This window comes from Bacillus sp. FSL R9-9834 (genome assembly GCF_038006905.1).
Taxonomy (GTDB): Bacteria; Bacillota; Bacilli; order Bacillales; family Bacillaceae_G; genus Bacillus_A; species Bacillus_A pacificus.
In genome coordinates this window covers 122,284-147,096 of sequence record NZ_JBBOWD010000002.1, presented here as the reverse complement: position 1 = coordinate 147,096, position 24,813 = coordinate 122,284, and the positions used below count along the sequence as shown (strand labels likewise).

The following is a 24,813-nucleotide window of genomic DNA, read 5'->3' as shown; positions in this document are numbered from 1 at the left end:
TCGATTTATACTAAATCAAATTGAATTATTTTAGATTTATAGTTAAAATGTAAGTATACTTTTTAATTTTATTTTTATATCTACAAATATCAGCGGTCTTTCGGACTGAGATTTAAGTTTAAAGTGCTTAATATCTTTATCCGAGGACCGCTTTTTTGTGGTATTAAAAAGTAAAAATATTAAAGGGAGATGTAATTATGAGTAATATCGGTAACAAGTTAAGAAGTGGCTTTTTCGCGACGCCAGAGCAACAAGGAAAATATCTAGTTGAACTATTCAATAAACCAAAAGGGTCAATAAATATTTTGATCCAACTTGTGGCGAAGGGCGAATATTAAAGCAAATAGTCAAGCGTTTAGATAATGATGAAAATCAAATAAAAACATACGGAGTTGAGGTAGATCAGGCTCGAAGCAAAGTTGCTATGGAATTACTGGATTACTGCAGTAATGCAGCTATTGAGACAATGGTAGTACAGCGAAATGTCTTTCAGCTTATTTATTTAAATCCACCTTATGATTTTGAAATGCTTGGTGCAGATGATGTAGAAGGTGCTAAAAGAAAGGAATTTATTGGCTATTTTAAAGGGCTCGATAGTAGTACAGGAGCATTTACTTTGGAATCACATGATGAAAGTTTACTAGCAAGAGGTATTGGTACTAAAAACTTACTATTGATTGAAAAATATCAAGTAGATGTATTGGGACGATATAATAAGGTCGGGAATGAGGAAAGACAGGATATTAAGATACAACAGAACTAAAAACGAAAGCAAGTTGTTACAAATGACTAAATATGAACGTAGAGAGCATTTAAAGTAACTTCATAAAGAAAAGTAAATATCTTTAAAAACATGCCCTTGTTGCCAAATAAGAAAGAAAGTGCGGACACGTAACTACGTTTGTGTGTGCGGCTACGAAGAACACTGGGACATTCACGGTGCCCGCAGCATTTGGCAAAAGAACTGTACAGAAAGATGTGTCATATCCCGGAAGAAACGAAGAGAAAGTATTTGTGGATTGCGTAAGCAAAAAGTAGTAGACGGTGTGTTCTCACCCTTCTGCATGTGCAGAAGGTGCTTAGTCAAATGAAGAAAAGGAGTCCTTGCATAGGTGCAGAGAGGAGATGGGAAATCTGCTCCTCATCGGACCTTGTCTATGTTGATGCTAAGAAATCCCCACTTCAAGAGGAAGCGAGTAAGTGGGGGAGGTTCATAGCGAATTATTTTTGTACTTAAATCACTTAATCTCTAAAATCATTGTTAGATCGATTGCATAATTCGTGCGAGTTCTTTTTCTAAAGCAGCGGGCTCGTTTGCATAATTGTAAATCCCTAAAAACTTCTCTATAGCCTCTGGATGGGAACTGATTAGCTTGTTGACAGCATCCTGTTGTTCAGATATGCGTTCATTCTTTGAAATTTGGCATCCCATGTGAAACCGAACCATAAACTCATCTTCTATTGCCTTTTGATATTCTTCAGACATTTGATTTGATTGATCGAATTGTCCCTTATATTTTGATAGAATATTGGATAATATACGTGCTCCACATATAGCATCATGGATACCCTGCGCCATGCCAGGATCTTTAAAACAAACTGCATCTCCAACCAACGCCCATCCTTTTCCCATTCCTTTATACCAGTAATTATCATATCCGAGAATGCCTTTGACCGGTTCTACTAGTTCTGCATTTTTTAAACGCGCCCCAATTGTTGTATTTGGAAAGTTATCTGTAAAGAAATTGCGTAGACAGCTTTCCGGATTTAATTTCAACCGTTCTATCAATTCCTTATTTTCTAATGGGAAAATGCCGACAATTACATATAAATCATCATTCGTCGGAAATAGAATGGCTGTGTTATCTTTTATCTTGTATACTTCAAATTTAGGGACATTATCGTGGCGAAATCCAGAGAAATACCCGAAATAGATGCCGACTGTTGCCGGAATACTTATTTTGAGTTCACTTTTTACCAGCTTGCGAATAATAGAGGATCGGCCGTCTGCCCCGACTACCAGGCTAGCTAAAAATTCTTGTTTCTCGTTGTCGCCGTTTAAACCTTTCACGCCTATCACTGTTTCGTCATCACGGATGACATCCGTCACACGAAATCCTTCTAAAACAGTTACATTCATTTGGGATTTGGCTTGTTCAAGTAGAATATGATCGAGATAAGTTCTTCTAATACAATAACAACTTTCCTCTCCGTAAACCTCAGGGATGAGACCTTCTATCACGGTATCCTCAAATTGAAATTTAATATCCCGTACCGGCGGTACTTTTGTTTCCAATAACTTGTCCAGGACACCGGTTTCTCGAAGAAGTGCGACAGTATTATTGAAAAAGGTATGGGTTGATAATGTGTCACTTGGAAAATTCGCTCGGTCCACTAATAACACATGGAAACCTGCCTTAGCAAGATAAATTGCCAGGGTAGAGCCGGCACATCTAGCACCGGTAATGATGACATCATACGTCTTATTCATTGTATCACTCCATTTTTAAGTACAATTATTAACTTGCTTATCCGTTAGTAGAGTTCTAAAGTTAATGCCCCTACGAGTTAAAGTAATGGGGAAAATTGATAAGAATGCACTACATACATAAAGTATGGAAGCTAAAACGAAATAAGTACAGAAAAAATTGGACATATGACTTACAATTTATATACATTTATATAATCATAATGAAGCAAAAGACGCATTATTTAAAATAATATTTCGCAAGACTATAAGGAGTATCGTCAGCATTTCGGAAAAAACTATGTTCTCCAAAAAATACAAAAAACCGTCCATCAGGACGGCTTTACTTTTTACATAATTGTCGTTCTCTTATAATTTAAAGTTAAAAGGAGTAAAAAATGAATACAATTAATAAAATCTTAAGCGATTTTGCTGATATAAATGCAGACGAATATGTAAGTAATTATTATGAGGTTAGTATTATGTCAGAAAATAAAAAGGACAATATTTTTGAACTAGCCAAAAACGCGACATACGCTACTAGTAATGACATATTAGAACTTATTCGCTTGAAAGAATGGAAAAAAGAATTTCTAATTTGCCAATATCCCAATGGAGAGTCTTCTTGGTTTGGGAAAATACCGTACGGATATGATTTAAATGGAGTGACTCCCAAGGAATTTATAATACAGCAGTTATTAAATGTATTCAAACAAGAACCAGATGAGGTTTATTGGATTAAATTAGATCCAGGAGGTTATTATGCATGCTGTTATGAAGAATATTTGTTTAGGACAGACAAAGGTATTTATTTTTTTAGTATGCAAGTACACGATTGAATAATCGGGATTTAAAATATAGTTTTATTCATAAAAAAGATCGATAACCTAATAATAAAGAAGAAGTCTCCATGTCAAAGGAATAAGAATTAAATGAAGAATACAGATAGTCCAAGTGAATTTTGTATTTTTCTTAATTCCTATTATGTTTTTGAAAATAAAGTTAAAAAACCAAGCCCCTAAAATTGTAACAGTTAACTCAAAAGTCGTAATTATCCATTCTAATATAGTATGTTCTACATCAGGAGAAGCGCCAGCCATACCAAGAACAACTATAACTGGAAGTGAGGGTATGTAAACAAGTAAATAAGAAAAAAAGTAAAAAATATACTTTATCAATGTTTTTCCTTCCATAGAATCTACTCCTAAAATAGAAATAATAGTTAAAGGCGAATTATCAAACATACTCAAAAGTTACTCATGTTATATTTTAAGTATATAAAGTTAGTGCTTTTATCCATAAATGGAGACCTCTAAATAATGTTATTTTAGAGGTCTTCAATGGTGACATATCATATAATATCAAGAAGTGATAAGGAACTATAGCAAACAATTAGTCTGCATACATATCAGAAGGTAATAAGAGACTATAGCACAATTCAATCAATATTTTAAAATATATAATACTTAAAATAGGTGGTAATATACTATGAAATCATATCAATAGTAATAAGGAGCTATAGCTTAACCCTTTTAAAATATATCCATATTATAACAAAAAATGTAAATACACATAAGGGTCTGAATCTTCTGTTAAAAATAAATTGAATATGATGGTAGTAATTTATATAATGTATGTAAGACTTTCTTTTTTCTTTTTAAAATCCAAAAATACTACAACCCTTTCGGGGAAATGACTTTGTAAAGCAGCCTTGCTTGCAAAAATTCATATACCCGAAAGGGTTTTTGTGTTTAAAAACAATTAGGCTTATGCCATTTATATAGATATTTCTAAAAAGAAAGGATGAAAGTAGTTGTATATATTTGAAACGGAAGATTGAAGAAGGACAATTAGCGATAAATTTATTTGATTTTTGAAAAAATGTGAAAAGTAAAGAGGAATTTAATAAAAAAATTAAAATTAAAACATTAAGGGGGGAAATTGTAATGATAGGTGAAACTTTTAAAAATTTATTGTTAAGTTTGGCTGGTTTAATAGTGGGGTTGAGCGCCATATATTTAATAGTTAAATACAGCTTTAAATTAACAGTAGAAAAAGCTTTACCTAATTTAATAGCCTATGCTAGCTTATATTTACCAGGAGTTATAACATTTGGTTTAGTTGGATACTTTTCTAATTCATGGATTTTTGGAATTGTAATGGGTGTTATTGTTGAGGCAATTCGTTTCTATGGGTTAGGCAGAATACTAAATCATATTTCCTCTTCTTTAAGAGTGATGAAAGTGAAAATTGCTATAGCAAAAGCAAATAAAAAAGTAAATACGAAAAACAAACCTTTAGAGGTAATTGAAGCTGCTGAAGTTAATATTGAAAAAGAGAACATAGTACAAGAGCAACCAGTAATTGAATTGAAAAAAGAACAGAAGAAAATTATACAAACAGAAGAACCAGAAATAATTGACGATGCAGATGATGTAGAAGATTTAGATGAAATGGAAGGCTTAGAGCGTGTAGCGGTGCTGGAGCACGTAGAAATGGTCGCAGAAACTAAAGAAGAAAATGATTCTGCAGTTAAGCGTGAACGTAAACAAGCAGAAACTACACCGGATACACAGGAAATTTATGAACAACTACAACTAGTATTAGTTGGTGGGGATTTAGAAAAAAATAAAGAAGATATTAGTTTTGATTAATATAAGAGCTATCATCATGTTTAATGATGATAGCTCTTTGCATTTACAATTAAAAAGCTTTGTTATATGAGCTAACAACATCATTTCAAGAAACTATAGAAATATATGGTGATAATTGGTGTAATCACTTTTTATCCTGTATGATAAAAATGGAGATATTCCAATATTTTCATAGTCAATAATTGACCTAATAGAAGAAGAAAAAATTATTAATAGGAACGAAAAGGATGACAAAAATGGGAAGAAAAAGGAACTGGCATGGCGTAGATCGTGTTTTTGTTAAAGATTTTAAATATGAAATAGGATCACCTGAATCTCATGGACTATCCATAAATGAAACTAACTTTGCAGATTGGGAGTTAGAGTTATTAAGTGTAAGTGAAGAAGAATTATATTATTTTGAAGAAGCAAAACAAATAAAGGAGCCTATAGAATTTGCTATTTATATTCGATATATGAACCGTTTAACAGGAAAAGCGATAGTGAAAAGTATAGAAGAAAATACAATTGTAGTTAAGGGAATTACTGTTTTATATGGTTATAGATATGTATCACCACGTTAATAAATACTTTGTTCTTTAAACAGAATATGTAAAAAAACTTATGAAATAAAAGAGGTGATAAAATATGCCATTTTTCATAGGTAGTGCCAAAGCAGGTTTCACGAAAGTAAGCGGTACAGGAGAAGACATCGGAGTAGACGCGTGGTATAAGTATATGGGGTACAGAGAAAACAATAGAGACGTCATGCAACGTCACGAAGCATTTGTTGAAATGGCTCATGTAGAAGTGATAGAGAAATACGGTAAGGTGTATTGGAACACGATTGACAACAGATTAACATCTACAGAGAAGGAAGCAGCTAGGGATACTTTACTGAGGGCAGATAGATGTCTGAGAGACTACGGTTACGGTTTAAAATAAACTACAAGGGGAAGAAAAATGGGGAAATATGTGAAAGACCAAAAGGTAGTTGCCTATACATTACTAGGATTAGCACCATGTACAGTAGTAAGAGTGGGTTGGTTCTTTATTATGGTAGAGGAAGAGGAAACGAAACATTTATATTCTGTTACAAAGAAGAAGCTAACTCCTATAGAGGAAGAAGCGCATTACTTAGTAGAAGAGAGTATTGATGAAGACGGTGTATTCGATATAGGTAGATTGTTTGCTAAAATAGAAGCAGAAGACATGGAAGTTGCAAAGAAATCATTTGAAGAAAATGAAGACTTCAAGAAATACGAAGATTTTCATAATCCATCAGAAGGGAAACTGTATGGTGGCGAGTACTATACAACAATCAAAACAGGTAAAGAGCTACTAGAACAATACTTTAATCGTGAAGAGCTAGAGCGTAATGGTACTAATTAAATTAGATGTAAAAAACGTTAAAGGTAAAATCTCATTTATGATAGATATATAGACTGAAAAATTTTATATTTCATTATTGGGAGGACAATATTATGGATTTGGTAAACAAATTTTTAAACGGTTTGAAAGAAGCCTTATCAAGAGCTGATCTCGAAGCGCTAAATAAAGCATACGGTGCTACAAAAGAGGATATTGATATATTAAGGACGAAATATCCAAATTGTCCAGAATCATTAATTTCTTTACTTGAAAATATCGATGGTACATATTGGCGGAAATATGGAGAAAACGAAGTCTCGGTATGTATTTTAGGTTCAGATGTTGAAGAGTATCCGTATTATTTGCTTTCTACACAGGAGATGATTGAAAGTTCAAAAGAAGGAGAAGACGTCTCCTATCTTTTAGAATACCAAGATGACGAGGATGCTGTTGACCCTAAGATAAATCCAGAAGGACTTCTCCCTGGCACGTATATTCACTTTTCAGACTGTATGAACAACGGTGGAACATCAAGGCTGTATATTGATTTTAATCCTTCTGAGGAAGGGGTATGTGGTCAAATAATTCGTTTTTTACACGACCCCGATGAATATGAAGTGATTGCAAACAGCTTTGATGAGTATTTACAAAATCTAATTGATTGTAATTTTAATTTTCTAGACGAAGAAGAATCTCAATAATTTGTTAAGAATCATACTTAAATTAACAAGAGCTCTAGTTGAAATAGATTTAAATAAATTATATCTTTCATAAATAAAATAAAATAAAAACACTGTCATATATTTTGCGCAGTGTTTTTATTCAATATTAAATTGTAAATTAAAAGAGGGGTGTGTAGATGGTAAATGTTGTAGTTCGTATAATTTTGATTCAAGTCTAAGAATACATTTATTCTTATCTTCTTTCCATTGGCTATATTTAATACGAAGTACAGAAACATAACCAGCCTTTTTCAAATAAGCATCACGCTTTTTATCATGTTGAGCATTATGAAAAATATCTCCATCACATTCAATAACAATTCGTTTGTTGTTTTCCAATAAAACAAAGTCTAATCTATATCGTCCTTCCTTTACTTGTGATAAAGGGTAGTAGCCCAATTTCACAAGGCAGTCAAAAACTTCTCTTTCAAAACGATTCCCACATTTTTCACGATTATGTTTGATTCCTATATCTCTTTGATCCGTGCGTTGTTTTGGACTAAATTTCAATTGTGCATTTTTAATAGCAAAAGCTATTCCATAAATAAACAGACAGATTATAAAAAATGTGAATAACAATTGCATCGTCCTTTCAGAGATAATGTATTATAACCGATATTATTCATACGTTGCTACAAAACAAGTATTTAAGTTTTTGCACAAGTATTTTCCTCTTTAGTATTACCCACGCCTAAACCAGATATAACTGTGAATTTAAAATATAGATTTCCTTTACATTGTTTATTAAATTAAGTGTGTATTTGTAATAAAGTTCGATAATTTATATTAAAGTTCGATAAGTTTTTTTATTTACTCCCTACTTTAATAGCTCTTCGCATTTCTTCTCTTAAATTAATTAACTTTAGCATGTTTTCTTTTATTTCTTTGATTACACTCTCGTTAATATTAATTTCTAGTTCTTCGAAATGAGAAAAATCAAATGGGTTGAATTTACCTTGCTTAACATGACACATAAATTCTGTACCATCCTTTAGTGTGATTTCAGCTGAACCATCTCCAACCCATCTAGTATCATAAAAATCAATTGTACCTTGACTAAAAGAACTATATTTCTCTATTTTCTCTAAAAAAGGCTCTAAAATTTCACTTCTCTTTTTATAAGCCCAATCTGGATCTGACCTTTCGCAAACCTTGTTTTCACATATATATTTTGATTGTCCATAATCCCCTTCTCAAACAGTAGAACCACATAATTTTTTATAAAGCTACAGATACCGAAATGGATTATAATGATGCAGAGGCTTTAATAGATTTTCATTATAAGTTACTTTTATACGTAACATACAATGGAAATGGTGTGTTATGCTAAGCTATATAAGTGTCAGTGGAGGGGAGAACGTATGGAGAGTGAATTTCTAGTTAAAATAAATGGTGAGGGGCAAACCTTAGAATCAATAGCATCTTTATATTTAGGATTGATAAAAGATGATTTTAATATGACAATTGATGAAATGGCTGATTATCTTAGTTGTAGTTATGATTATGTCCAAAAGAATATAGCGCCATACGTCCATCATATATATATCAACTTCGTAGCAAATAAGGCGTTAAATCAACATGGAGATAAAAGTAAATATATAGATTTGTTCACGAAACGTAAGTTATTTTCACGCATAGGATTTCAGCAATTTGTATTGGAAGAATCGGTTCTACTTTGTGATCGGGAACGATATTATTTAAATGAATTAAGCGCCGCAGCTAGAGAGAGATTGGAAGTAATAGTTAAAAACAAGAGAAAGAAACTACTGTTGCAAAAGGATTTGAGGTTATAGCGCTACAATAAGCGAAAAAATTATATTCAGTAGGAGAATTAAAAAGTAGAGTTACTAAAAAATTAGCAATTAGTGAATTGCCTGTAAATTTATATAGTCTCAAAGAATTAGTGGAGGATATAGAAGATTTAAATATGAAGTTCCGATATAAAGTAATGGTATATCGTTACCTGAAGAGTCAAGGTATTCCAAAAATACAAATGCAATCTTTAATACGATATAGAAAAGAAGATTTGGAAAAAAAAGCGGTGTTTTCGCTACCGTTAGTGGTAGATAAAAAAGAAATACTATTAAGTGTTGAAAAAAATCTAAAGAAAAGGATTTTGAAATCTTAAAAAACGAGAAGGATTTGAAATTAAAAAGTGATGCGATTATAAATCTAGTAGACAACAGGAGGGAATTGGAGTATTTCTTGAAGTGGGAAAAAGCACCCGCCACTATCAGGTGATGGAGGTTAGTTTCGAATTTTGAACCGGAGCTACAAGAGGATTTAAAGGAGATTGAGGTTAAACTTAGGACTCATCTTATACGTAAATACGGAATATCTTTAACAGTATTTGTATTTGAGAGGTTAATGTTCTTGATTCAATGGTTCTTAAATGTAATAGGTTTATCAGAAGAAGAGTTCTTTAAAGAACAAATGTTAATAAATATTATTGGTTTGTAATTGTATCCTAAAATCCCCTCAAAATTTCTTGATTCTAACTTATACTTTTCTCAACATATATATGTATTGACTATGTTATGATTATAGTATAATACTTTAATTTCTAAGGAAGGGTAAGTGATAAATTTGAATAAAAACAACTTATGGATAGCGTTAGTTTTAAGTTTTTTAATTGTTGCACCATTTTATTGGTTTCTTCCAAATACTTCGCTATTCCTGGTTATTATAGACACATTAATTAAATTTACTTTATATTTTTTAGGAATATTTTTAACTCTTAACTTAATAAAATATTTAAAAAATCAAACAAACCATCAAAAACAAGTTATTAAGCTCCTTAATGAAATTAAAAATACAATTAATCATAAAGAAAAATGATTTTTTAAAAATATATAGAATAACGATAAAGGAACAGGAATATATCCCTGTTCCTTTATCGTTATTCATATGTTTAAAAATTCGAATCTTCCCAAGCGCGATCATTTCCAACACGAATATATAAATATTGAGTACTTGATCTACCGTTACTGTCTGTAAAGTTAAATTTCACGCCTCCATAGGCTGAATAACCACTTTTTTCCCAAGTTCTAAATACACCTTCTGTTTCTATAGAGTAACTACCATGAACATTACTTAGAGTACGTCCCCAAACTCGATCTAATTTATCATATGCACCATTGTGATTACAATAATCTGCATAATATTGAACTATAAAGTTTCCATATGATTGACGCCATACCTTTGCACCTTTTACACAAGAATAACCTGAACCGTTCGTCCAAGTCCCACCAGTAATACTATCTTGAGGTCCTTTTATTCCTTTTATCGGTTGAACTTTACTAGGTTGCACTTCATTACCTTTTTCATCAAAAAACTTCGCTTCACTATAATCAATTCCCGTCTCTTCTTTTGAACCATCTGGAAAAGTTGTTAAGGTAGCTGATTCACCTATTCTTTCTTTTTTCCCAAGTGATTTCTTTTCAGGATTAACGTTATCTAAAGTTTCCCCATTATTTACTTTTTCTATTAAAGATTTTTGAACCTTAGTATCGCCATAACTTTCTTTAATAGATTTGATTTGTTCTTCTTTTTTAACCTCTATTGTACTTGCAAAAGATGAAGGTGCAAATGAACCAATAGCTAATGACAACGTAAATATCCCTGCTGCAATCTTACTCCTTAGTTTCATATTTCTTCCTCCCTATCCCTTAATTTTTAAAACAAATCCTACCAGTATTATACAACTTTTACATCACTTAGCAGAAATGTTAAAAAGTTGAGAAATAATATACAGAATATTTTGTTTTTAATGAAAGTCATTTCCTCCTAACAATAAGAAACATATACCTTCTCCAAAATGTATACATGGAAAGAAATTTTCGCTTATCAAAAACTATATTTAAGTAACTGTTAAAGGTAACTTAAATATCAAACCACTTAAAAAAAGGGTGTTTTATCGGTACCAAGTAAGGTAGGTAATCCAAAATATCATTTTATATTTTTAATATTCTGTCTTTTGTTGAAAAAACTGGATTCTGAAATCGTTTGTAATAAGTTATGTTATCTTTATAGTGTGAAATGTCTTAATTTTCCAGACGTTCAAAAACATTACAAGGGGAGATTGTTTATGAAAAAACAATTAGGACTAGCTTTAGTATTAGGATTAACAATAGCTGCATCGCCAACTATTAGTAGTGCAGAAGTGCCAGCAAATCCTGTTGTAGCACCACAAAAAGAAATGCTTAGCGAAGAATTAATTAAAGAAATAAAAGACAATTTCACTATAGGTGGGATTTCAGAAGAAACTCAAATAAGGTTGATTGAAAAGATTAAAAGAGGAGAAGTATTAGACGCTGAGGATCCTGAAAAAGTAGGAACTGGAATTACACAATCTAAAGAATATTTAGATGAAAATGGTGTATTTTGTACAGAAAAGAAAACAACATATTTAGATGGATCTGTTACGTTAGAAACTATTACAGGTGGTACTGTTGAAAAGGTTAAAGCCACAGATAAACAAGAAGTCATTTCAGGTGGTACTTCTACTACTGGTTCAGGTTATGTTAATTATTATGGTCGGTCAGTTTCTCGTTTAAGCGGATCGGTACGCTCTACTTTTAAAGCTGATTATTCACTTGTAAAAGGTGGTTATGATAGTCTTAGTAAAGTATATGCACCGAGTGTTACTGGTTTAATTAGTAAAAATGTTGGATTACCTACAATAGTGAGAGGTAAAGAAACTAGCAGTAGTAATGCATATGGTTATCTAGAATTTGAAGGAAAGACTACTTCAGGTGCTGCTTATAAATCGTATGTTCACAAAATATTTGTAGGGGGAGATACAGCTTGGGATTCTTGGTAAGAATTATGGGATTGAATAATGAAAATATCGAACCAGTAGATAAGCAAGAAATATTAGCGAGTGTTGAGTAGTTTTTGGAAGACGCAAAATAAAAGTAAGACTTATAATATATTGAAGAAAAGGACTCTTTTAATAAATCATGAGTCCTTTTTATCATTTAGAAGTGAAATTTGATCTGTAGTGTATGCGTTCATTGTGGATGTATGATAATCAATCCACTCTTCAACTGTCATGTTAGAATCTCTAGCGAACTTTTTAGCATATTTATGTACGGTTTTATTAGTTTCTTTAAAACCATATAGGTTAAATAAGAATTAAAGGTTTGATCAATCTTTTTTCAAAAGATAAGAATTAGTTGTATTGATATATCAGCACTTTTACTATATTTTTAATCAAACTTTTTTATAAAGCTACATTAAGCTACGCCCTTCACTCTGTTCCGGTTGTGGCATAATAAAACCAGTTGGGCAACGCGTTTCCCAACTGGTTTTATTATGTTCGTTATATATGTATTTCATTTAATATTAATAGTTTTTATTATTGGTTTAAAAATGTGAAATAATCATCTACATTAACCATGTTTAACTTGAGGATTAGAGTAGATTTTCCAGTTTTATTGAAACCAATGGATAACAATTCGCTTTCAATAGTCCCTTTTTTATATTCTGAATTTTCAGATAGTTTTTCTGTTTCGTTTTGAAATAAATCACCCTTTGTAAGGACAAAATCAACGTTGAAGTAAAACATTAGTTCATGCATTAGATGTCTGATTAACTGAGATCTAATCTCTTTATTTATAGTGGTCTCTTCCTGGATGTGTAATTTATGTAAGATGGCAATTCTTCCACTTATACACGCTTTTTTATAACTATTACCGTCTAAATACAATACTGGATCAGACCAGCTTAAATGAGGTTCATATAAATTTTTTGAGAACATATTTATGTCTGTTTTCTCACTCACTACCCAAGTGTCATCTAAAATATTTTGAAACTCATTAGAGTGGGATCCTGCTGCTGCGTATAAATCTTCAATTTGTTCATCAAACATATATACTATGATATTCCCCACTAAAGTAGGATTTCTCCCTTTCTTATCTGAATGAGTAAACTTCATAATATCAGTACTAATTTTCCAACTGATTAATGGGCCATTACTATCATTTTTTTCTAATAAAATGTTCTGAAGTTTATATTCCAAATCACTATGCATATTTACCCCCTAATTATTATTTCTATTTCATATTAACAGAATAGATTAAGTAATATATGATGAATTTTTCGACTTTTTCCGCAGGTGCAGATTCGAAAAAAGTTTAATCATTTTGAATAAAATGTAGCCTTATTTCGAATTTATAACTAATTAGCTTTTCAAAAGTTTTAATATCCTTATATAAATAATATAAAGATAATAGAATTCAATGTAAACTTACTATGCTTATAAAAATGTAAATATTTTATAAGGTTTCGTTTTTCATCTGTTTTAAAAGAATTAATGTAATAGGAGACATGTTACTTGAGGAAATTAGTCTATCTTATTTTAACTTTTATTAACTTACTTCTACTTACATCGCGAGGTGTAACGGAGGAGAAAAAAAGAGAGAAGCATTAATAGAGATTAAAGTATGGAAAGTTTAAAAGACACATACTCTGACAAGAGGTGTGTCTTACTTTTTGTATATGAAAGATGATTTTAAATTAAGATATAATTATCATGTAGGTGTTGGCAGATTTCAATAACCTTTTCTCTTGATAAGCCTAGTTCTTTAAATATACTTTCGTCACATATCTCAAGCTTTTCTAACCACTCAGGTGTTACTCCAGTTTGTGGTACCCACATTCCGAGAAATTTAAATGACATCAATTTCACCCTTTTTATTTACTTCTTTTTCCTGCATCAAATACTTCATCTAATATCTCATCTACTTTTTCAGTATTATTTAATAGTGAAATCACGCATATCACTGTCCTTTCGCTTATAACATGTAGTATTACGATTTCCGCAAAAGGAGGTTTTTATTCAATTATGGATGAGAAGGAGATTATATTTACGGTTTCAGAGGAAATATATGATCAGTTGGTAGAGATGGTAGGATATCAGAATTTCAGGAAAAAATTAAATGTTGAAGAAAAAGTAGATCTTGAAATATTGGTCAGAGGAATTATTTTAACTTTTTTAAAAAAGATTGAACAAGCCACAGAAATTGAAGAAATTAATATAAACTATTTGAAATTATTAGCTTCTGATACAGGGAACCCATTACGTAATAAATTGAGACAATATCTTAAGAAAATTGGTATGAAGCAAACAGAATTAGCTGCTATAACCAATATAAAAAAAGGGAATCTAAGCTTAATTGTAAATAATCATGTTCAGCCTTCGCTAGAAGCATTCTTTAAAATTTGGGCAGCACTACAATATCCACCTATTGAGGAATTATTCTATCGAGATAAGGATTAGAGTAGTTTTTATTTTGTCCTTAAGTTTTAAATTTAAAACTTTTTGATTTAATTTTAAAAATAAATGTCATAAAACCAGGCACAGGCGTAATAAATTTTACCAAATCGAGAAGAAAAGGTGGCATGACAATATGACTGGTATAGGGTTTCTTATAATGACTGTATCGAAGTTTGGAGTTGCGGGCGCTTTTACAGTTGGTGTTACGAAAGCGATAGACTATTTTCATACCTTTGATAAAAAGAATAAGAAACAAACAAAGTCTAAAGCGCCAGCTTCACCAACTCATGATTATGAAGCAATCAGAAAGGAACTTAACGAAGAAAATGTTTAGTAGTTAATTATTTTTTAAATGGGGTGTACTTATGTTAGAACATCACAGAATTGATGAAGGGCAAGGACATCCATTTTCCGTCGAACAAGTGGGAAACACATATAAAATAAAGTTTCATCAAAATCAGTCTGAGTATCAAAATGTTGAAAAAGAGTTTAATGAGCAACTTAAGAAAGTCCCTTTTCATGTAAAAAATCTAAAAAGGGAAGTGATAAACAGCAAAAAGAAGAAAAGGTACCAGTGGTTAGAATTAGCAAAAAAAAGTATACCAACGTTGAGTGGGATTCTCATGTACGCATCACCAGCAGCTGCTCAAACAGTATCGAAGACGGCGGAAGCAGTATTAATGCCAGCAGAAATGATACAAGTACTATTGGCTATTTTAATGAGCTGTATCATCATTGCAGTTGGAATTGCTCTAGTAGGTTCCGTATTGGCAGGAGTTTGCCGCATGTTTCGAAAACACAAGTTTGCTCAGGAATGGAGCAACGATATCATTCGCGGGTTAATTCAAGTATTATTAATGCCACTCGCTATATTTTGCATCATTTTGTTATTCCACTCACTGTTTGGAAATCTAAAGTGGTATATAGATCCTGCAAGGTACTTACCTACATTTCAAGAGGCTTTGGAAACCTTATTCCCTATGCAACCGTAGCAACATCTTTCCTAATGTTTCATGTGAAAGAAGCTTATGCTATGGAAAGTGCTGCTGAACCATGGGCGCCATTTGAAGATAAGTTTCAATTCAAACTACCTACTAAAACAGAAGATCCTGCTCCATTTTCATTTATCCCTGGAAGTAATTATTTTGAAAGTGTAAGTACTCTTTTAACAGATATTAAGTCAAAAGTAACAGGAATATCAGATGCAATTGATAGTATTGATTTGTTTATTAAAAATCTACCTCAACACATTTATAATGGCAGTGTAATTTTGCTAAATGAAATTTTTGAGTTAGTTTCAAACGTATTGTTAAAGTTACCGGCATTTCTGTTTGAAACGACAATTATTAAAGATCAGACACTTGTATTTTTTACTATTTCATTAATTTTAATCATGATTTTATGTACTATTAATTCGATAAAAATGATGCTTCGCAAACCACACACCCCTATACGAAAAATCCTTCACAGAATTCCTCTTGCATTATTACTAACTGGTGCTGCTCCTACACTTTTTGCAAAAGGTTTCTCCTTATTAAATCTATGTTCAGATGCAATTACTGGTATTGGTGTCAGTGAAATAAAAGCTGGTGAATTAGTGTTAAATGGATCTTTAAGTGTAATTAATTTAATTGCACTAATAGGTTTTGATTTACTACTTATTTCTACACTAATCCCTGTTTTATTAAAAGCAGGAAGGCGATGGTTTGATTTGATGTTGCTTGTAATAAGTACTCCATTAGCACTATGTACATGGATATTCGATCAACATCGGCATTGGTTTAACCTATGGTGGAAAAATGTTAAGCAGTTGTCTTTGATACAGCTTATACATGCTACATTTATTACTTTTATGGCAATTGTTCTATTTGCAACAAGGGGACTTATAGAACCAAATATGATTTTATTGAAAATCTTATTTATAATTGGTGGTTTCTATAGGGTCGCAAACCCTCCAGGATTTTTAAAAGGTTTTCAAGATAATGGTGATGATGTGTTTTCAATAGGAAAATCGTTAAAGAGCCATTTTACAAGAATTCCTTTGAAAGGAACAGTAATGAAGCTATGGAAAAAAGGAAAGAGAAAATAAATCGAATAGGGGGATCGGTAATGTTTTTTAAACAATTTCAACGTAGATTTACTTCTCAGGCTGATGTTTTATTATCGACAATCTATTCAATAAATACTTTTGATGAAAACACGGTTAAATATGTTTTAAATTGTGATGTGAATACAACAATAGGGTTTGAGAAAATCATTTATAAAGAAGGTTGTAACAACTATTTATCTACGCCAGTAGGAAATAACTTTGAGATAGTTCAGGAGCAGATAGATAGTAATTATGTTTTAGAACTAATCAGTGGTATGAACCTGTATGAAGTGTCTTTACAAAAAGGGAGTATATTTCCATTGAAGAATGACAAAGGGATATTTCAAAATATACAGAATGTACTGCAGGAAAGAGAAAAAATATGGATGCAATTTTTAACTCAGAAAGAGGATAAAGCAAAAGAAGACCTCATAGAGCAATACATTGACTATTTATCTGGAATAGCGAATCCATCAGATGCTTTGTTTAAACGGAAGTTCCAAAAATATGTTTATCAATTATTTAAAAGTATGAACTATCCATTAAATAAAAATTCTCAGGTGAAGGATATTGAAGCCAAAATAAAAGAGCCGCTATATCATTATCAATTAATCATTGGAATCTACGCTGAAGACACTTCGAGAAAAGATTATTTACAGCATGTAATTGCTAATTCATTAGAGAAAATTACTTATTTTAACCGCCTACAAATGTCTCCAATCGAAGAAAATGAAAATGTTATAGACGGTATAAAAAGCAGAAAGATCCATGTGAACCAAAATAAACAGTATATAAGTGAGAGTGAAATTTTGTCTTTGATTGTACAGCAAGAGAGACAAGAAAGTAAAAAAGATGTTATTGGTACGAATGAATGTACGATTATTGGTTCTGCAGTTAAGTCAGAAACAAATACAGTGTACAGTTCCGACTTTATGGAAAAAGTGATTGAACTTTTACCCTATACAAAAGAGGAGCGTAATACGCGTTTAGAAGCAGATGAGAATACATTAAAGATACTAAATGTAATGAGAGAACAAAATATTATAAAGGAATCGTGTGAAATTATCAAAATAGAGGAAGGGTCTACAATTATGCATGTAACTCTTTCAATTCCTTCTAATGTTAAATTTAGAGACATTAAAAAACATGTAGAGGATATACGGGTAGCTGTTGGTTTGGAGGACCTACAATTATCATCTGCTTCAGAACTGAACTCAATTATGTTTAGTTTTCCAAAAGAAAAACGAAGTGTTGTTTACTTGAGAGATATCATAAGCAGTTCCGAGTTTTTAACGTTCACAAAAGAGGCAAGATTACCTTTTATCATTGGTTTAGATGAACATGGAAAGCCACTCTTTGAGGACTTAACAGATACCTTACACATGTTAATAGCTGGAGCAACTGGAAGTGGAAAAACGTATTTTTTAATAGGAGTAATTTTGTCCTTATGTTTATTGAAAACGCCTTATGATTTGCATTTTTATATTATAGATCCAAAGCGTATTGATTTTAAGAAATTTAAGGATTTCCCACATGTTCAAAAAATAGTAACTGAAGTTGAGGAGTCAACAGCTGTCTTAGCTGCAGTAACTGAAGAAATGGACCGAAGATATGCATTGATGGAAGAATACGATATAGATGATTTAGTTGACTATAATGTATTACCTGATGTGGAAAAACTTCCGTATATTGTTTGTATTGTCGATGAATTTAGTGATTTAGTCATGCAAAACCCTGATGTGAAAGACTATATTGTGCGAATAGGCCAAAAGGCTAGAGCCGCAGGTATTTATGTGATTTGTGGTACTCAAAGACCGGAAGTAAAAGTTGTAGACGGGTTAATCAAGGCGAATTTACCAACTAAAATTGCCTTTAGTTGTGGTAGTTATCATGATTACAAAACTGTTTTTGGAAATGCACCAGGCGTGAAATTACTAGGAAAGGGAGATGCTTTATTAAAAAGCCCTGTCATGAGCGAAGAATATGTAAGGTTTCAAAGTCCTGTTGTTGACTTATCTAAAGGTAAAACTAAAGATATATTGCAAAGTATATGTGATTTGTTCCCATATGAGCGTCCAAAGAATGGATTAACCATTAAACCATTACCAACACCATATGAGCGGATAAAGACTTATATTATAGAAACAGGGGATACTGCAGTGACACGTGTAAAACAGGAAATGAAACTAGATGTTAATGTAGTTCGTAATATCATGGATCAGTTAGTTGATGAAGGCTTACTTGTAAAAACGGGAAAAGGTAGGTTTAAACTTTTAGAATTAAATGAAGAAAAAAATACGAAAATCCATTGATTATTTAAAGACAATTAAAGGGGGATTTTATTATGAAAAGTTTTGTCTCATTTACTTATAATGCTCCTGGGTGTTTTCGAAAAGAAAAAAAGCATTTTGATGATAATGTGTTAGCAGAGCGATTCGTATATTCTTTAATTGCTCAATCAGTTTCAGCGCTTTCTAATTATGAAGTAGAGAAATATATGCAAAGTGAAGAAGAAGGATTTGAGAAGACTATGGAGTATTTCTTTGATACAGAAGAAGGTTATTATTTGGACCTATTAATTGAAACACCCATTCCAAAAAGAGAATTGGATAGACTACTAATTTAACTCAGCTATGCTGAGTTTTTATTTATTGTAAAATGCTATTCTGTAAGGTATATCTGATCAAATTATATTTCAAAGTGTAGGTTTGCAATAAAGTTTAACCGTTTTGAAAAAAGATTAACTGCTTATAAAAAAGTCGTACCGTTTTCAATCCTTTTTATTTCCAAGTTAATGTGATATATTTATAACAATTAGTGCGAAATACATCACAAAGGAGAATTCACATGAAAAACAAACTGGCTTACTTGGGGTTTATTGGATTTCTAGGATTTCTAGGACTTTTAGGTCCTCATTCATTTTTAGGTGAAACATCATTTACATATTACTTTTTCGCTTTCTTCCCCTTCTTTTTATATGCAAAAGTTATACCAGATGAACTTTTTATCCTGCATGTTCGCATTGCTGCCACAAAGGCATTTTTCGTGGCATTAGTAATGGGTGTTTTACTAATCTTAAGTATCGTTATTTTTGCAAATGTACATGTAATCAGATTATGCGTTGTACTTGCAGTTGTAATACCATTAGGAACTTTTGTAATTAATTTAGAAATATTTGAACGTAGAGAAAAGAAAGGGATGCAAGATGCGACTTAAAACTCGAATGAAAGAATATAGGGTAAAGCTAAGTATGTCTCAAGAAGATCTAGCCAATGAGGTTGGTGTCCGAAGGGAAACAATTGGCAATCTCGAAAATGGAAAATATAATCCTTCATTCAAACTCACTTATGATATTGCGAAGGTTTTGAAAGCACCTATTGAAGTTCTGTTTTGGTTTGAAGAATAGGTTAGGTAAAAATATATTGTTGTAATAGATATGTCTATGAGTTTTGATTAATCTTTTTTATAAAAACTAGATTCGGATTTCTAACAAAAGACTCCATTTTGATTATTCTTTTTTCAAAATGGAGTCTTCTTATTTACCATATAATATGGGTTTGTGGAGTTTTTTTGATTAAACTTTATTTCAAATCAACACAAAGTAACGCTAATGATTGTAGAAAACTCACTTGTATAGACAAGAAATGGTGATTTGTGTAAAATTTAGTATATGAATCAAAGCATATAAAGAATTTAACAATTTTGGAAGAGAATAATTTTTTACTATAACATCTATTAATTTGATTAAAAAAATAAATAAAATAAAAGATTTTATAAAAATAGTTATATATCTTTAAGTATAATTTGAAAAAATATAGGAGTGTTACTTAATGGCAATTGTTCGACAAGGTGAAGTTTTAGAGGTAGGAAAGAAAATAAGTGGTAATTTTAAAGATGGTTTTAAATTTAATAATGGCATCGCCAATAAACATATTATTGATCCAGATGTATGGAGTATGAATATAAGAGATGTAGAGATTTTAACAGAGGAAAAATCTAGAAGTAAAAAAAGTGTGGCAGGAAGAGCTATTGTAGGGGGAGTTCTGCTGGGAGGAGTAGGGGCTGTTGTAGGTGGAGTGACGGCGAAAAATAAGACTAAAATGTATGCTGCAATTTCTTATCATAATGGAATGCAGGATATTTTAGAAGTATCTCCATTTGAATTAAATGATTTAAAGAGAATAGCTGAACAAAATAGAGAAAAAGGCAATACAATCTATCGTGATATTGAGAAAGATTATTCAAACTATCCACCAAATCAAAATGTAAATAAACAAGAATCTCAAAGTGATACCGGTTCACTTCTCATTGAAATCTTTAGTATTGTGTTTTGGATAGTTGTATTAATTATGATTATTAAATGGCTTTTTACTTAATCAATCTAAGTTTTAAAGTTATATAGATAACCCCGTCCTAAATTATGGGCGGGGTTATGTTTATTTAATGATTGTATAATCGTTAATTTAGCATTGCATAAAACACTAACAATTTTTAATTTGATAATATTATCTCTTCTCAAATTTAGCCAATTTCTTAGTTTTAATAAGAAAATTTATATACTTAAAGTAAAGGGCTTAATTTCAATTAAGGGGGAGGATAATTTGGAGGTGTATAACTCAGCTGCTCCTGCACAAACAAATAATGAAGAGTTACCATTCGATATTTCTTGGATGACCGATTGGATTGTAGACTGGTTTGGTTCTTTGTTTAATGGTGGCAGTGATGTAATAAAAGATGGGGGAGATAAAATAGATGGTGCAGTCCATGCGAGTGTGCCTGCATTCTTTGATGTTATTTTCCTTATACTTTCTGTAGTAATTTTAATATCATTATTAGTTTTTGGGGCTTCTTTATGGTTTAAACATATAAAGTGGAAAAAAAGATCTATATATTTTGGAGTAGGTTCATTTATCCTCATACTTTTAATAAGGATTCTACCAGTGTTAATGTTGACAACACGTTCATTTGATTTTCAAACCTTTATGAGTAATATGGTGGGCTTAATTACTTCTATAATTTTAGGAACAGCTGTATTAATGTTTTTGATATCTTTAGCATTAGGTATGCTTTATAAGAAATTTGAACATCCCAAATATGGAAAATGGAGTTCAAGTTTGAGATATAGTTCCATTTTTATATTTGTAATGACCTTGCTGGTACCGGCCTTACTGCGTCATTTATAATTTCGTTTTATAAAAGGAGAAGGAGGAATAGTGCAAATTATTTCTATAATATTTCTGTGTAATGATGCTAGTGCTTATTCTCCTGTCGATTTCAAGATTAAATCTTATTGATTAAAAAATATATGGTACGAAGTTTTGGCGAAGGGGGAGAGGTACTAGTGACAACTTTTGTTGTAATGGTAAGCATATTCTTAATTCTGTTCGTAATTGGTCCAAAAGCGACTAAGAAAAAAGAAGAAAGAGATAGAATTAAAAAGGAACATGAAGAGAAAATGGAGGTTTTAGAGGAAGAAAAAATTGACTTAGATATTAATGGAACTAAAGTACGGTTACACAAGAAGCCTAAGCTAAAGAAAAGTATATATAGAATAAAGAGTAATCGGTAGCAAAAATTAAATCGAGTTATATTCATATACTAAGGGGGATTACTAATGTTTAATAGAACCAAAGAAGTACCAAAATATCAACAAATACATTCTGGATTATATAAGTTTGAATTACCGTATATTACTGGTCTATTTAAATCCATGGAACCGAATGAAGATAAGGTACGTGAGGTACAACGATTTCCTGTAGAAGTGTATGTTCTTAATGATAAAGATATAGCAAACGATATAGAAGCAAGATTTGTGATGTATGGGAATGATACTCGATCAGTAGGAGATCGTTATGCTCAGTTAGCAACAATACTAAGGAGAGCTTACTTTACAGCATTATTTATTCCAGATGTACCAGAAAAAATAAAATGGATTGAACATCGTAATGCTAAAAATACAGTACGGAATAGAGAAGAAATATTAGAAATTGAATTAAAATGGGATGAAAAATCGGCATCTTATAGTATTGTAGGACATAGCTTACTCAATAGTATCTTTGATTGAGGTATCATTAATCCTATTGTTCATTTGATTTCAAATGTTTAACCCCGCCTATATTTAAGCGGGGTTATTTTTTAATGGATTATTTAATTATGTTCATTAGCGTCATTTAATCGTACGTATGCAATGTTCTCAACTAATTGAAAGTTATTTTCTATTAGTTGGTTAATAAATTCATTTGAATTATTTTGCTTATCAATTTCCTCTAATAATACAAAATCACCTGATTTTTTTCTTTCCTCAATTGGTAGGTTCCTATTTTCAAGTATAACGTTTAGGATACCTAATTCGATGTTAGAAAATGTTTGCTGCTTTGTTAATTTATTTGCTAGATGAAATGCAATTAATTGTTGGAACTTTCTAATTTCATAAGAGCGATTATAATACGTATATCTATTTGCATGTTCGTTAAGTACATGCAATAGATGATCAAATTCCATAGAAGATAAGGCGGAAATATCTTCAACTGGGAGTTTAGGTTTCTTTTTTCTTCCGAATGGTACTTTGATACGATTCATTTTTACACTTCCTTATTAGTATTTATCTCTTCCCACTCACTTTTTTCTAAGTAAATCATTTTAATTTGACGTCTAAGTAATTGTGAAATGGTTTTAGTAACTATGGAATCATTTAATGGATTATATAAAGTCTCAACTTGTTGGGGATTTTCCATTACGAATATAATATGGTGCTTTGATCCAGTGGCATGAACTATTTCTCCTAAACTATTTGCAATAAGGGGATTATCTTTCTTTATATGAGCGATACAGTTGGGTAGGAATGTTTCTAATAATTTGCTTGTTTCCCAAGTGATTTCTGGTAAAACAATATCTTTTGCAGTTTCCTTAGCTTTAGGGTCGCGATAAATTTGAATGTTTCTGCGTCTTTGATTAGCAGTTGGTTCTTCTTTTTGTTTTTCAAATTCGTCTAAACGCTGATTGAATGCTGCGATGGTATCAAGTAAACTTTGTAACAATGTTTGATTAAGCTCACTGGAATCTTCATTTTCATTATTTTTGATATTCGGTTGGATCGTTGATATTTCCTGCTCCAGCTGAAGTATCTTAACTAATGCAATTTCAATTAGTGTCGCTGCATATACAGAGCTTTTTATTTTATACTGTACCGTTGTAAGCTCTTCAAGAATACTTGGAATCTTGGATAATGGTATTCGCTCAGCAAGATTTATAAAGGCATTATTATAAATGGCCACTTTAGACATGTCAGTTTTTTGAGATAGATTGAATATCATGAGGTCTCTGTAGTAACCAATTAAATCGCTTAAAAAGAAATCCGCTTGTTTTCTCTCTAGGATAGTTTGCAAGGAATCCAAAGTGCTGGTTAAATCTTTCTCAGTTATATAATGTATTAGTTTTTCAATATCCTGAATTGCTACCTTACCAACGACTGTTGCAACATGCTCTATTGTTACATTATTTGTTGCGTATGCGATGACTTGGTCCATTATGCTAAGAGCATTTCTTAAACCGCCTTCAGCTAATTGGGATATTAAATGTAATGCTTCGTCTGTAATACGAATCCCTTGATCATGGGAAATGAATTTTAACCTGTCAATCATTGCTTGAAGAGGTATATTTCGAAATTCGAATTGTTGGCATCTAGAAATGATAGTTTTAGGAACTTTTTGTGGATCTGTTGTAGCCAGTATGAAAATAACGTGTGCTGGTGGCTCTTCTAATGTCTTTAATAGAGCATTAAATGCCGAATTTGAAAGCATATGCACTTCATCGATAATATACACTTTATATTTCCCTGTAACCGGTGCTAAATGTACCTGATCTCGTATCTGCCGTATTTCTTCTACTCCATTATTGCTTGCAGCATCAAATTCTAGAATGTCCGCGAATTTATTATTATTGATATCACTACAGTTGGCGCACTTTTGACAAGGCTCACCATTACTTAATGGAGCTAAGCAGTTAACACCTTTTCCTATTATTTTGGCAACAGTTGTTTTACCAGTACCTCGTGGTCCAGAGAGTAGGTAGGCATGGGCTACTTTTTCTAGTTTAATCGCATTCATGATGGTCGTTTTAATATGATCTTGCCCCACTAAATCATTAAAGCTATTTGGTCTATACGCACGGTATAGTGCAACATAATTACTCATTAATATTCCTCCCATAAATATCAAATTTTATTAAATGGCAATCCTTTTAAATGCAAAAAA

General features: G+C 31.5%; 33 protein-coding genes. 24 read left to right on the top strand and 9 right to left on the bottom strand.

Annotated features, from left to right (window positions below):
- The first annotated feature begins 197 nt into the window (after positions 1–197).
- The 3 genes from MKY00_RS28390 (at position 198) to MKY00_RS30285 (ending at position 1,091) form a co-directional block, all read left to right on the top strand.
- Positions 198–338 carry a hypothetical protein gene (locus tag MKY00_RS28390; protein WP_000065208.1) on the top strand — a complete coding sequence of 47 codons (141 nt, stop codon included), beginning with the start codon at positions 198–200 and terminating at the stop codon, positions 336–338.
- A complete protein-coding gene (locus MKY00_RS28385; RefSeq protein WP_227571989.1) occupies positions 332–763 on the top strand; it encodes a CRISPR-associated protein Csn1 in 432 nt (143 codons plus the stop codon). Before MKY00_RS28390 ends, MKY00_RS28385 begins: the two co-directional genes overlap by 7 nt.
- Positions 764–839: 76 nt before the next feature.
- Positions 840–1,091, top strand: coding sequence for a zinc ribbon domain-containing protein (locus MKY00_RS30285; protein WP_354693001.1), 252 nt, complete (start codon positions 840–842; stop codon positions 1,089–1,091).
- Positions 1,092–1,261: 170 nt separating this feature from the next.
- Here the strand turns inward: MKY00_RS30285 and MKY00_RS28380 are convergent, their stop codons facing one another.
- A complete protein-coding gene (locus MKY00_RS28380; protein WP_001044763.1) occupies positions 1,262–2,491 on the bottom strand; it encodes an NAD(P)/FAD-dependent oxidoreductase in 1,230 nt (409 codons plus the stop codon).
- 374 nt (positions 2,492–2,865) lie between these two features.
- On the opposite strand from MKY00_RS28380, the gene MKY00_RS28375 reads away from it, so the two are divergent.
- Positions 2,866–3,306, top strand: a complete 441-nt coding sequence (locus tag MKY00_RS28375) for a hypothetical protein (protein WP_001092361.1) — start codon at positions 2,866–2,868, stop codon at positions 3,304–3,306.
- Positions 3,307–3,354: 48 nt separating this feature from the next.
- On the opposite strand, the gene MKY00_RS28370 is transcribed toward MKY00_RS28375, so the two are convergent.
- Entirely contained in the window at positions 3,355–3,660 is a 306-nt protein-coding gene (locus MKY00_RS28370; RefSeq protein ID WP_000398642.1) for a hypothetical protein, read from the bottom strand.
- 753 nt (positions 3,661–4,413) lie between these two features.
- On the opposite strand from MKY00_RS28370, the gene MKY00_RS28365 reads away from it, so the two are divergent.
- The 5 genes from MKY00_RS28365 (at position 4,414) to MKY00_RS28345 (ending at position 7,172) form a co-directional block, all read left to right on the top strand.
- Positions 4,414–5,121 (top strand): hypothetical protein, encoded by a 708-nt coding sequence (locus MKY00_RS28365; RefSeq protein ID WP_000578904.1) that lies wholly within the window; start codon positions 4,414–4,416, stop codon positions 5,119–5,121.
- Between the two features lie 227 nt (positions 5,122–5,348).
- Positions 5,349–5,684, top strand: a complete 336-nt coding sequence (locus tag MKY00_RS28360; RefSeq protein ID WP_002037702.1) for a hypothetical protein — start codon at positions 5,349–5,351, stop codon at positions 5,682–5,684.
- Positions 5,685–5,748: 64 nt separating this feature from the next.
- Positions 5,749–6,045, top strand: coding sequence for a hypothetical protein (locus MKY00_RS28355; RefSeq protein WP_001115744.1), 297 nt, complete (start codon positions 5,749–5,751; stop codon positions 6,043–6,045).
- Positions 6,046–6,063: 18 nt separating this feature from the next.
- Positions 6,064–6,492, top strand: a complete 429-nt coding sequence (locus MKY00_RS28350; RefSeq protein WP_000521679.1) for a hypothetical protein — start codon at positions 6,064–6,066, stop codon at positions 6,490–6,492.
- 92 nt (positions 6,493–6,584) lie between these two features.
- Positions 6,585–7,172 (top strand): SMI1/KNR4 family protein, encoded by a 588-nt coding sequence (locus MKY00_RS28345; protein ID WP_000366660.1) that lies wholly within the window; start codon positions 6,585–6,587, stop codon positions 7,170–7,172.
- 117 nt (positions 7,173–7,289) lie between these two features.
- Here MKY00_RS28345 and MKY00_RS28340 read toward each other — a convergent pair whose 3' ends face one another.
- Both MKY00_RS28340 and MKY00_RS28335 read right to left on the bottom strand, forming a co-directional pair.
- Positions 7,290–7,778, bottom strand: a complete 489-nt coding sequence (locus MKY00_RS28340; RefSeq protein ID WP_002037703.1) for a DUF559 domain-containing protein — start codon at positions 7,776–7,778, stop codon at positions 7,290–7,292.
- A 221-nt stretch (positions 7,779–7,999) separates the two neighbouring features.
- The gene (locus MKY00_RS28335; RefSeq protein ID WP_000334784.1) at positions 8,000–8,167 is read right to left on the bottom strand and encodes a hypothetical protein; all 168 of its coding nucleotides are present in this window, start codon (positions 8,165–8,167) and stop codon (positions 8,000–8,002) included.
- A gap of 387 nt (positions 8,168–8,554) precedes the next feature.
- On the opposite strand from MKY00_RS28335, the gene MKY00_RS28330 reads away from it, so the two are divergent.
- A complete protein-coding gene (locus MKY00_RS28330; RefSeq protein ID WP_000443245.1) occupies positions 8,555–8,986 on the top strand; it encodes a hypothetical protein in 432 nt (143 codons plus the stop codon).
- A 134-nt stretch (positions 8,987–9,120) separates the two neighbouring features.
- Positions 9,121–9,321, top strand: coding sequence for a hypothetical protein (locus tag MKY00_RS28325; protein ID WP_000672240.1), 201 nt, complete (start codon positions 9,121–9,123; stop codon positions 9,319–9,321).
- A 783-nt stretch (positions 9,322–10,104) separates the two neighbouring features.
- On the opposite strand, the gene MKY00_RS28320 is transcribed toward MKY00_RS28325, so the two are convergent.
- Positions 10,105–10,842 carry a hypothetical protein gene (locus MKY00_RS28320; RefSeq protein ID WP_000776882.1) on the bottom strand — a complete coding sequence of 246 codons (738 nt, stop codon included), beginning with the start codon at positions 10,840–10,842 and terminating at the stop codon, positions 10,105–10,107.
- A gap of 438 nt (positions 10,843–11,280) precedes the next feature.
- On the opposite strand from MKY00_RS28320, the gene MKY00_RS28315 reads away from it, so the two are divergent.
- On the top strand, positions 11,281–12,015 hold the full coding sequence (locus tag MKY00_RS28315) for a hypothetical protein (protein WP_000744352.1): 735 nt from the start codon (positions 11,281–11,283) through the stop codon (positions 12,013–12,015).
- A 537-nt stretch (positions 12,016–12,552) separates the two neighbouring features.
- Here the strand turns inward: MKY00_RS28315 and MKY00_RS28310 are convergent.
- Positions 12,553–13,227, bottom strand: a complete 675-nt coding sequence (locus MKY00_RS28310; RefSeq protein ID WP_000555304.1) for a hypothetical protein — start codon at positions 13,225–13,227, stop codon at positions 12,553–12,555.
- Positions 13,228–13,707: 480 nt separating this feature from the next.
- Complete coding sequence (locus tag MKY00_RS28305) at positions 13,708–13,875, bottom strand: hypothetical protein (protein ID WP_000008615.1); 168 nt, start codon at positions 13,873–13,875, stop codon at positions 13,708–13,710.
- A 165-nt stretch (positions 13,876–14,040) separates the two neighbouring features.
- On the opposite strand from MKY00_RS28305, the gene MKY00_RS28300 reads away from it, so the two are divergent.
- From MKY00_RS28300 to MKY00_RS28245, 12 genes are all read left to right on the top strand, one after another.
- Positions 14,041–14,475 (top strand): helix-turn-helix transcriptional regulator, encoded by a 435-nt coding sequence (locus MKY00_RS28300; RefSeq protein WP_073519097.1) that lies wholly within the window; start codon positions 14,041–14,043, stop codon positions 14,473–14,475.
- Positions 14,476–14,605: 130 nt separating this feature from the next.
- On the top strand, positions 14,606–14,806 hold the full coding sequence (locus MKY00_RS28295) for a hypothetical protein (RefSeq protein ID WP_000145720.1): 201 nt from the start codon (positions 14,606–14,608) through the stop codon (positions 14,804–14,806).
- Positions 14,807–14,837: 31 nt separating this feature from the next.
- Positions 14,838–15,464, top strand: a complete 627-nt coding sequence (locus MKY00_RS28290) for a hypothetical protein (RefSeq protein WP_000889449.1) — start codon at positions 14,838–14,840, stop codon at positions 15,462–15,464.
- Between the two features lie 41 nt (positions 15,465–15,505).
- Positions 15,506–16,561, top strand: a complete 1,056-nt coding sequence (locus tag MKY00_RS28285) for a hypothetical protein (RefSeq protein WP_000443125.1) — start codon at positions 15,506–15,508, stop codon at positions 16,559–16,561.
- Between the two features lie 20 nt (positions 16,562–16,581).
- The gene (locus MKY00_RS28280) at positions 16,582–18,873 is read left to right on the top strand and encodes an FtsK/SpoIIIE domain-containing protein (protein ID WP_000465462.1); all 2,292 of its coding nucleotides are present in this window, start codon (positions 16,582–16,584) and stop codon (positions 18,871–18,873) included.
- A 32-nt stretch (positions 18,874–18,905) separates the two neighbouring features.
- On the top strand, positions 18,906–19,187 hold the full coding sequence (locus MKY00_RS28275; protein WP_000834891.1) for a hypothetical protein: 282 nt from the start codon (positions 18,906–18,908) through the stop codon (positions 19,185–19,187).
- Positions 19,188–19,408: 221 nt separating this feature from the next.
- Positions 19,409–19,777, top strand: a complete 369-nt coding sequence (locus tag MKY00_RS28270; protein ID WP_000791541.1) for a DUF3796 domain-containing protein — start codon at positions 19,409–19,411, stop codon at positions 19,775–19,777.
- Positions 19,767–19,967 (top strand): helix-turn-helix transcriptional regulator, encoded by a 201-nt coding sequence (locus tag MKY00_RS28265; RefSeq protein ID WP_001237537.1) that lies wholly within the window; start codon positions 19,767–19,769, stop codon positions 19,965–19,967. Before MKY00_RS28270 ends, MKY00_RS28265 begins: the two co-directional genes overlap by 11 nt.
- A gap of 424 nt (positions 19,968–20,391) precedes the next feature.
- Entirely contained in the window at positions 20,392–20,937 is a 546-nt protein-coding gene (locus tag MKY00_RS28260; protein ID WP_001018982.1) for a hypothetical protein, read from the top strand.
- A gap of 207 nt (positions 20,938–21,144) precedes the next feature.
- Positions 21,145–21,744 (top strand): hypothetical protein, encoded by a 600-nt coding sequence (locus tag MKY00_RS28255; RefSeq protein ID WP_049800275.1) that lies wholly within the window; start codon positions 21,145–21,147, stop codon positions 21,742–21,744.
- Positions 21,745–21,902: 158 nt separating this feature from the next.
- Positions 21,903–22,130: a hypothetical protein gene (locus MKY00_RS28250; protein WP_000206849.1), complete on the top strand. Its 228-nt coding sequence runs from the start codon at positions 21,903–21,905 to the stop codon at positions 22,128–22,130.
- A gap of 45 nt (positions 22,131–22,175) precedes the next feature.
- Positions 22,176–22,625: a hypothetical protein gene (locus MKY00_RS28245; RefSeq protein ID WP_000483321.1), complete on the top strand. Its 450-nt coding sequence runs from the start codon at positions 22,176–22,178 to the stop codon at positions 22,623–22,625.
- 83 nt (positions 22,626–22,708) lie between these two features.
- On the opposite strand, the gene MKY00_RS28240 is transcribed toward MKY00_RS28245, so the two are convergent.
- Positions 22,709–23,140: a hypothetical protein gene (locus tag MKY00_RS28240; RefSeq protein WP_001079847.1), complete on the bottom strand. Its 432-nt coding sequence runs from the start codon at positions 23,138–23,140 to the stop codon at positions 22,709–22,711.
- Positions 23,141–23,142: 2 nt separating this feature from the next.
- Positions 23,143–24,753 carry a DNA polymerase III subunit gamma/tau gene (gene dnaX, locus MKY00_RS28235; protein WP_000074055.1) on the bottom strand — a complete coding sequence of 537 codons (1,611 nt, stop codon included), beginning with the start codon at positions 24,751–24,753 and terminating at the stop codon, positions 23,143–23,145.
- Positions 24,754–24,813: the final 60 nt, after the last annotated feature.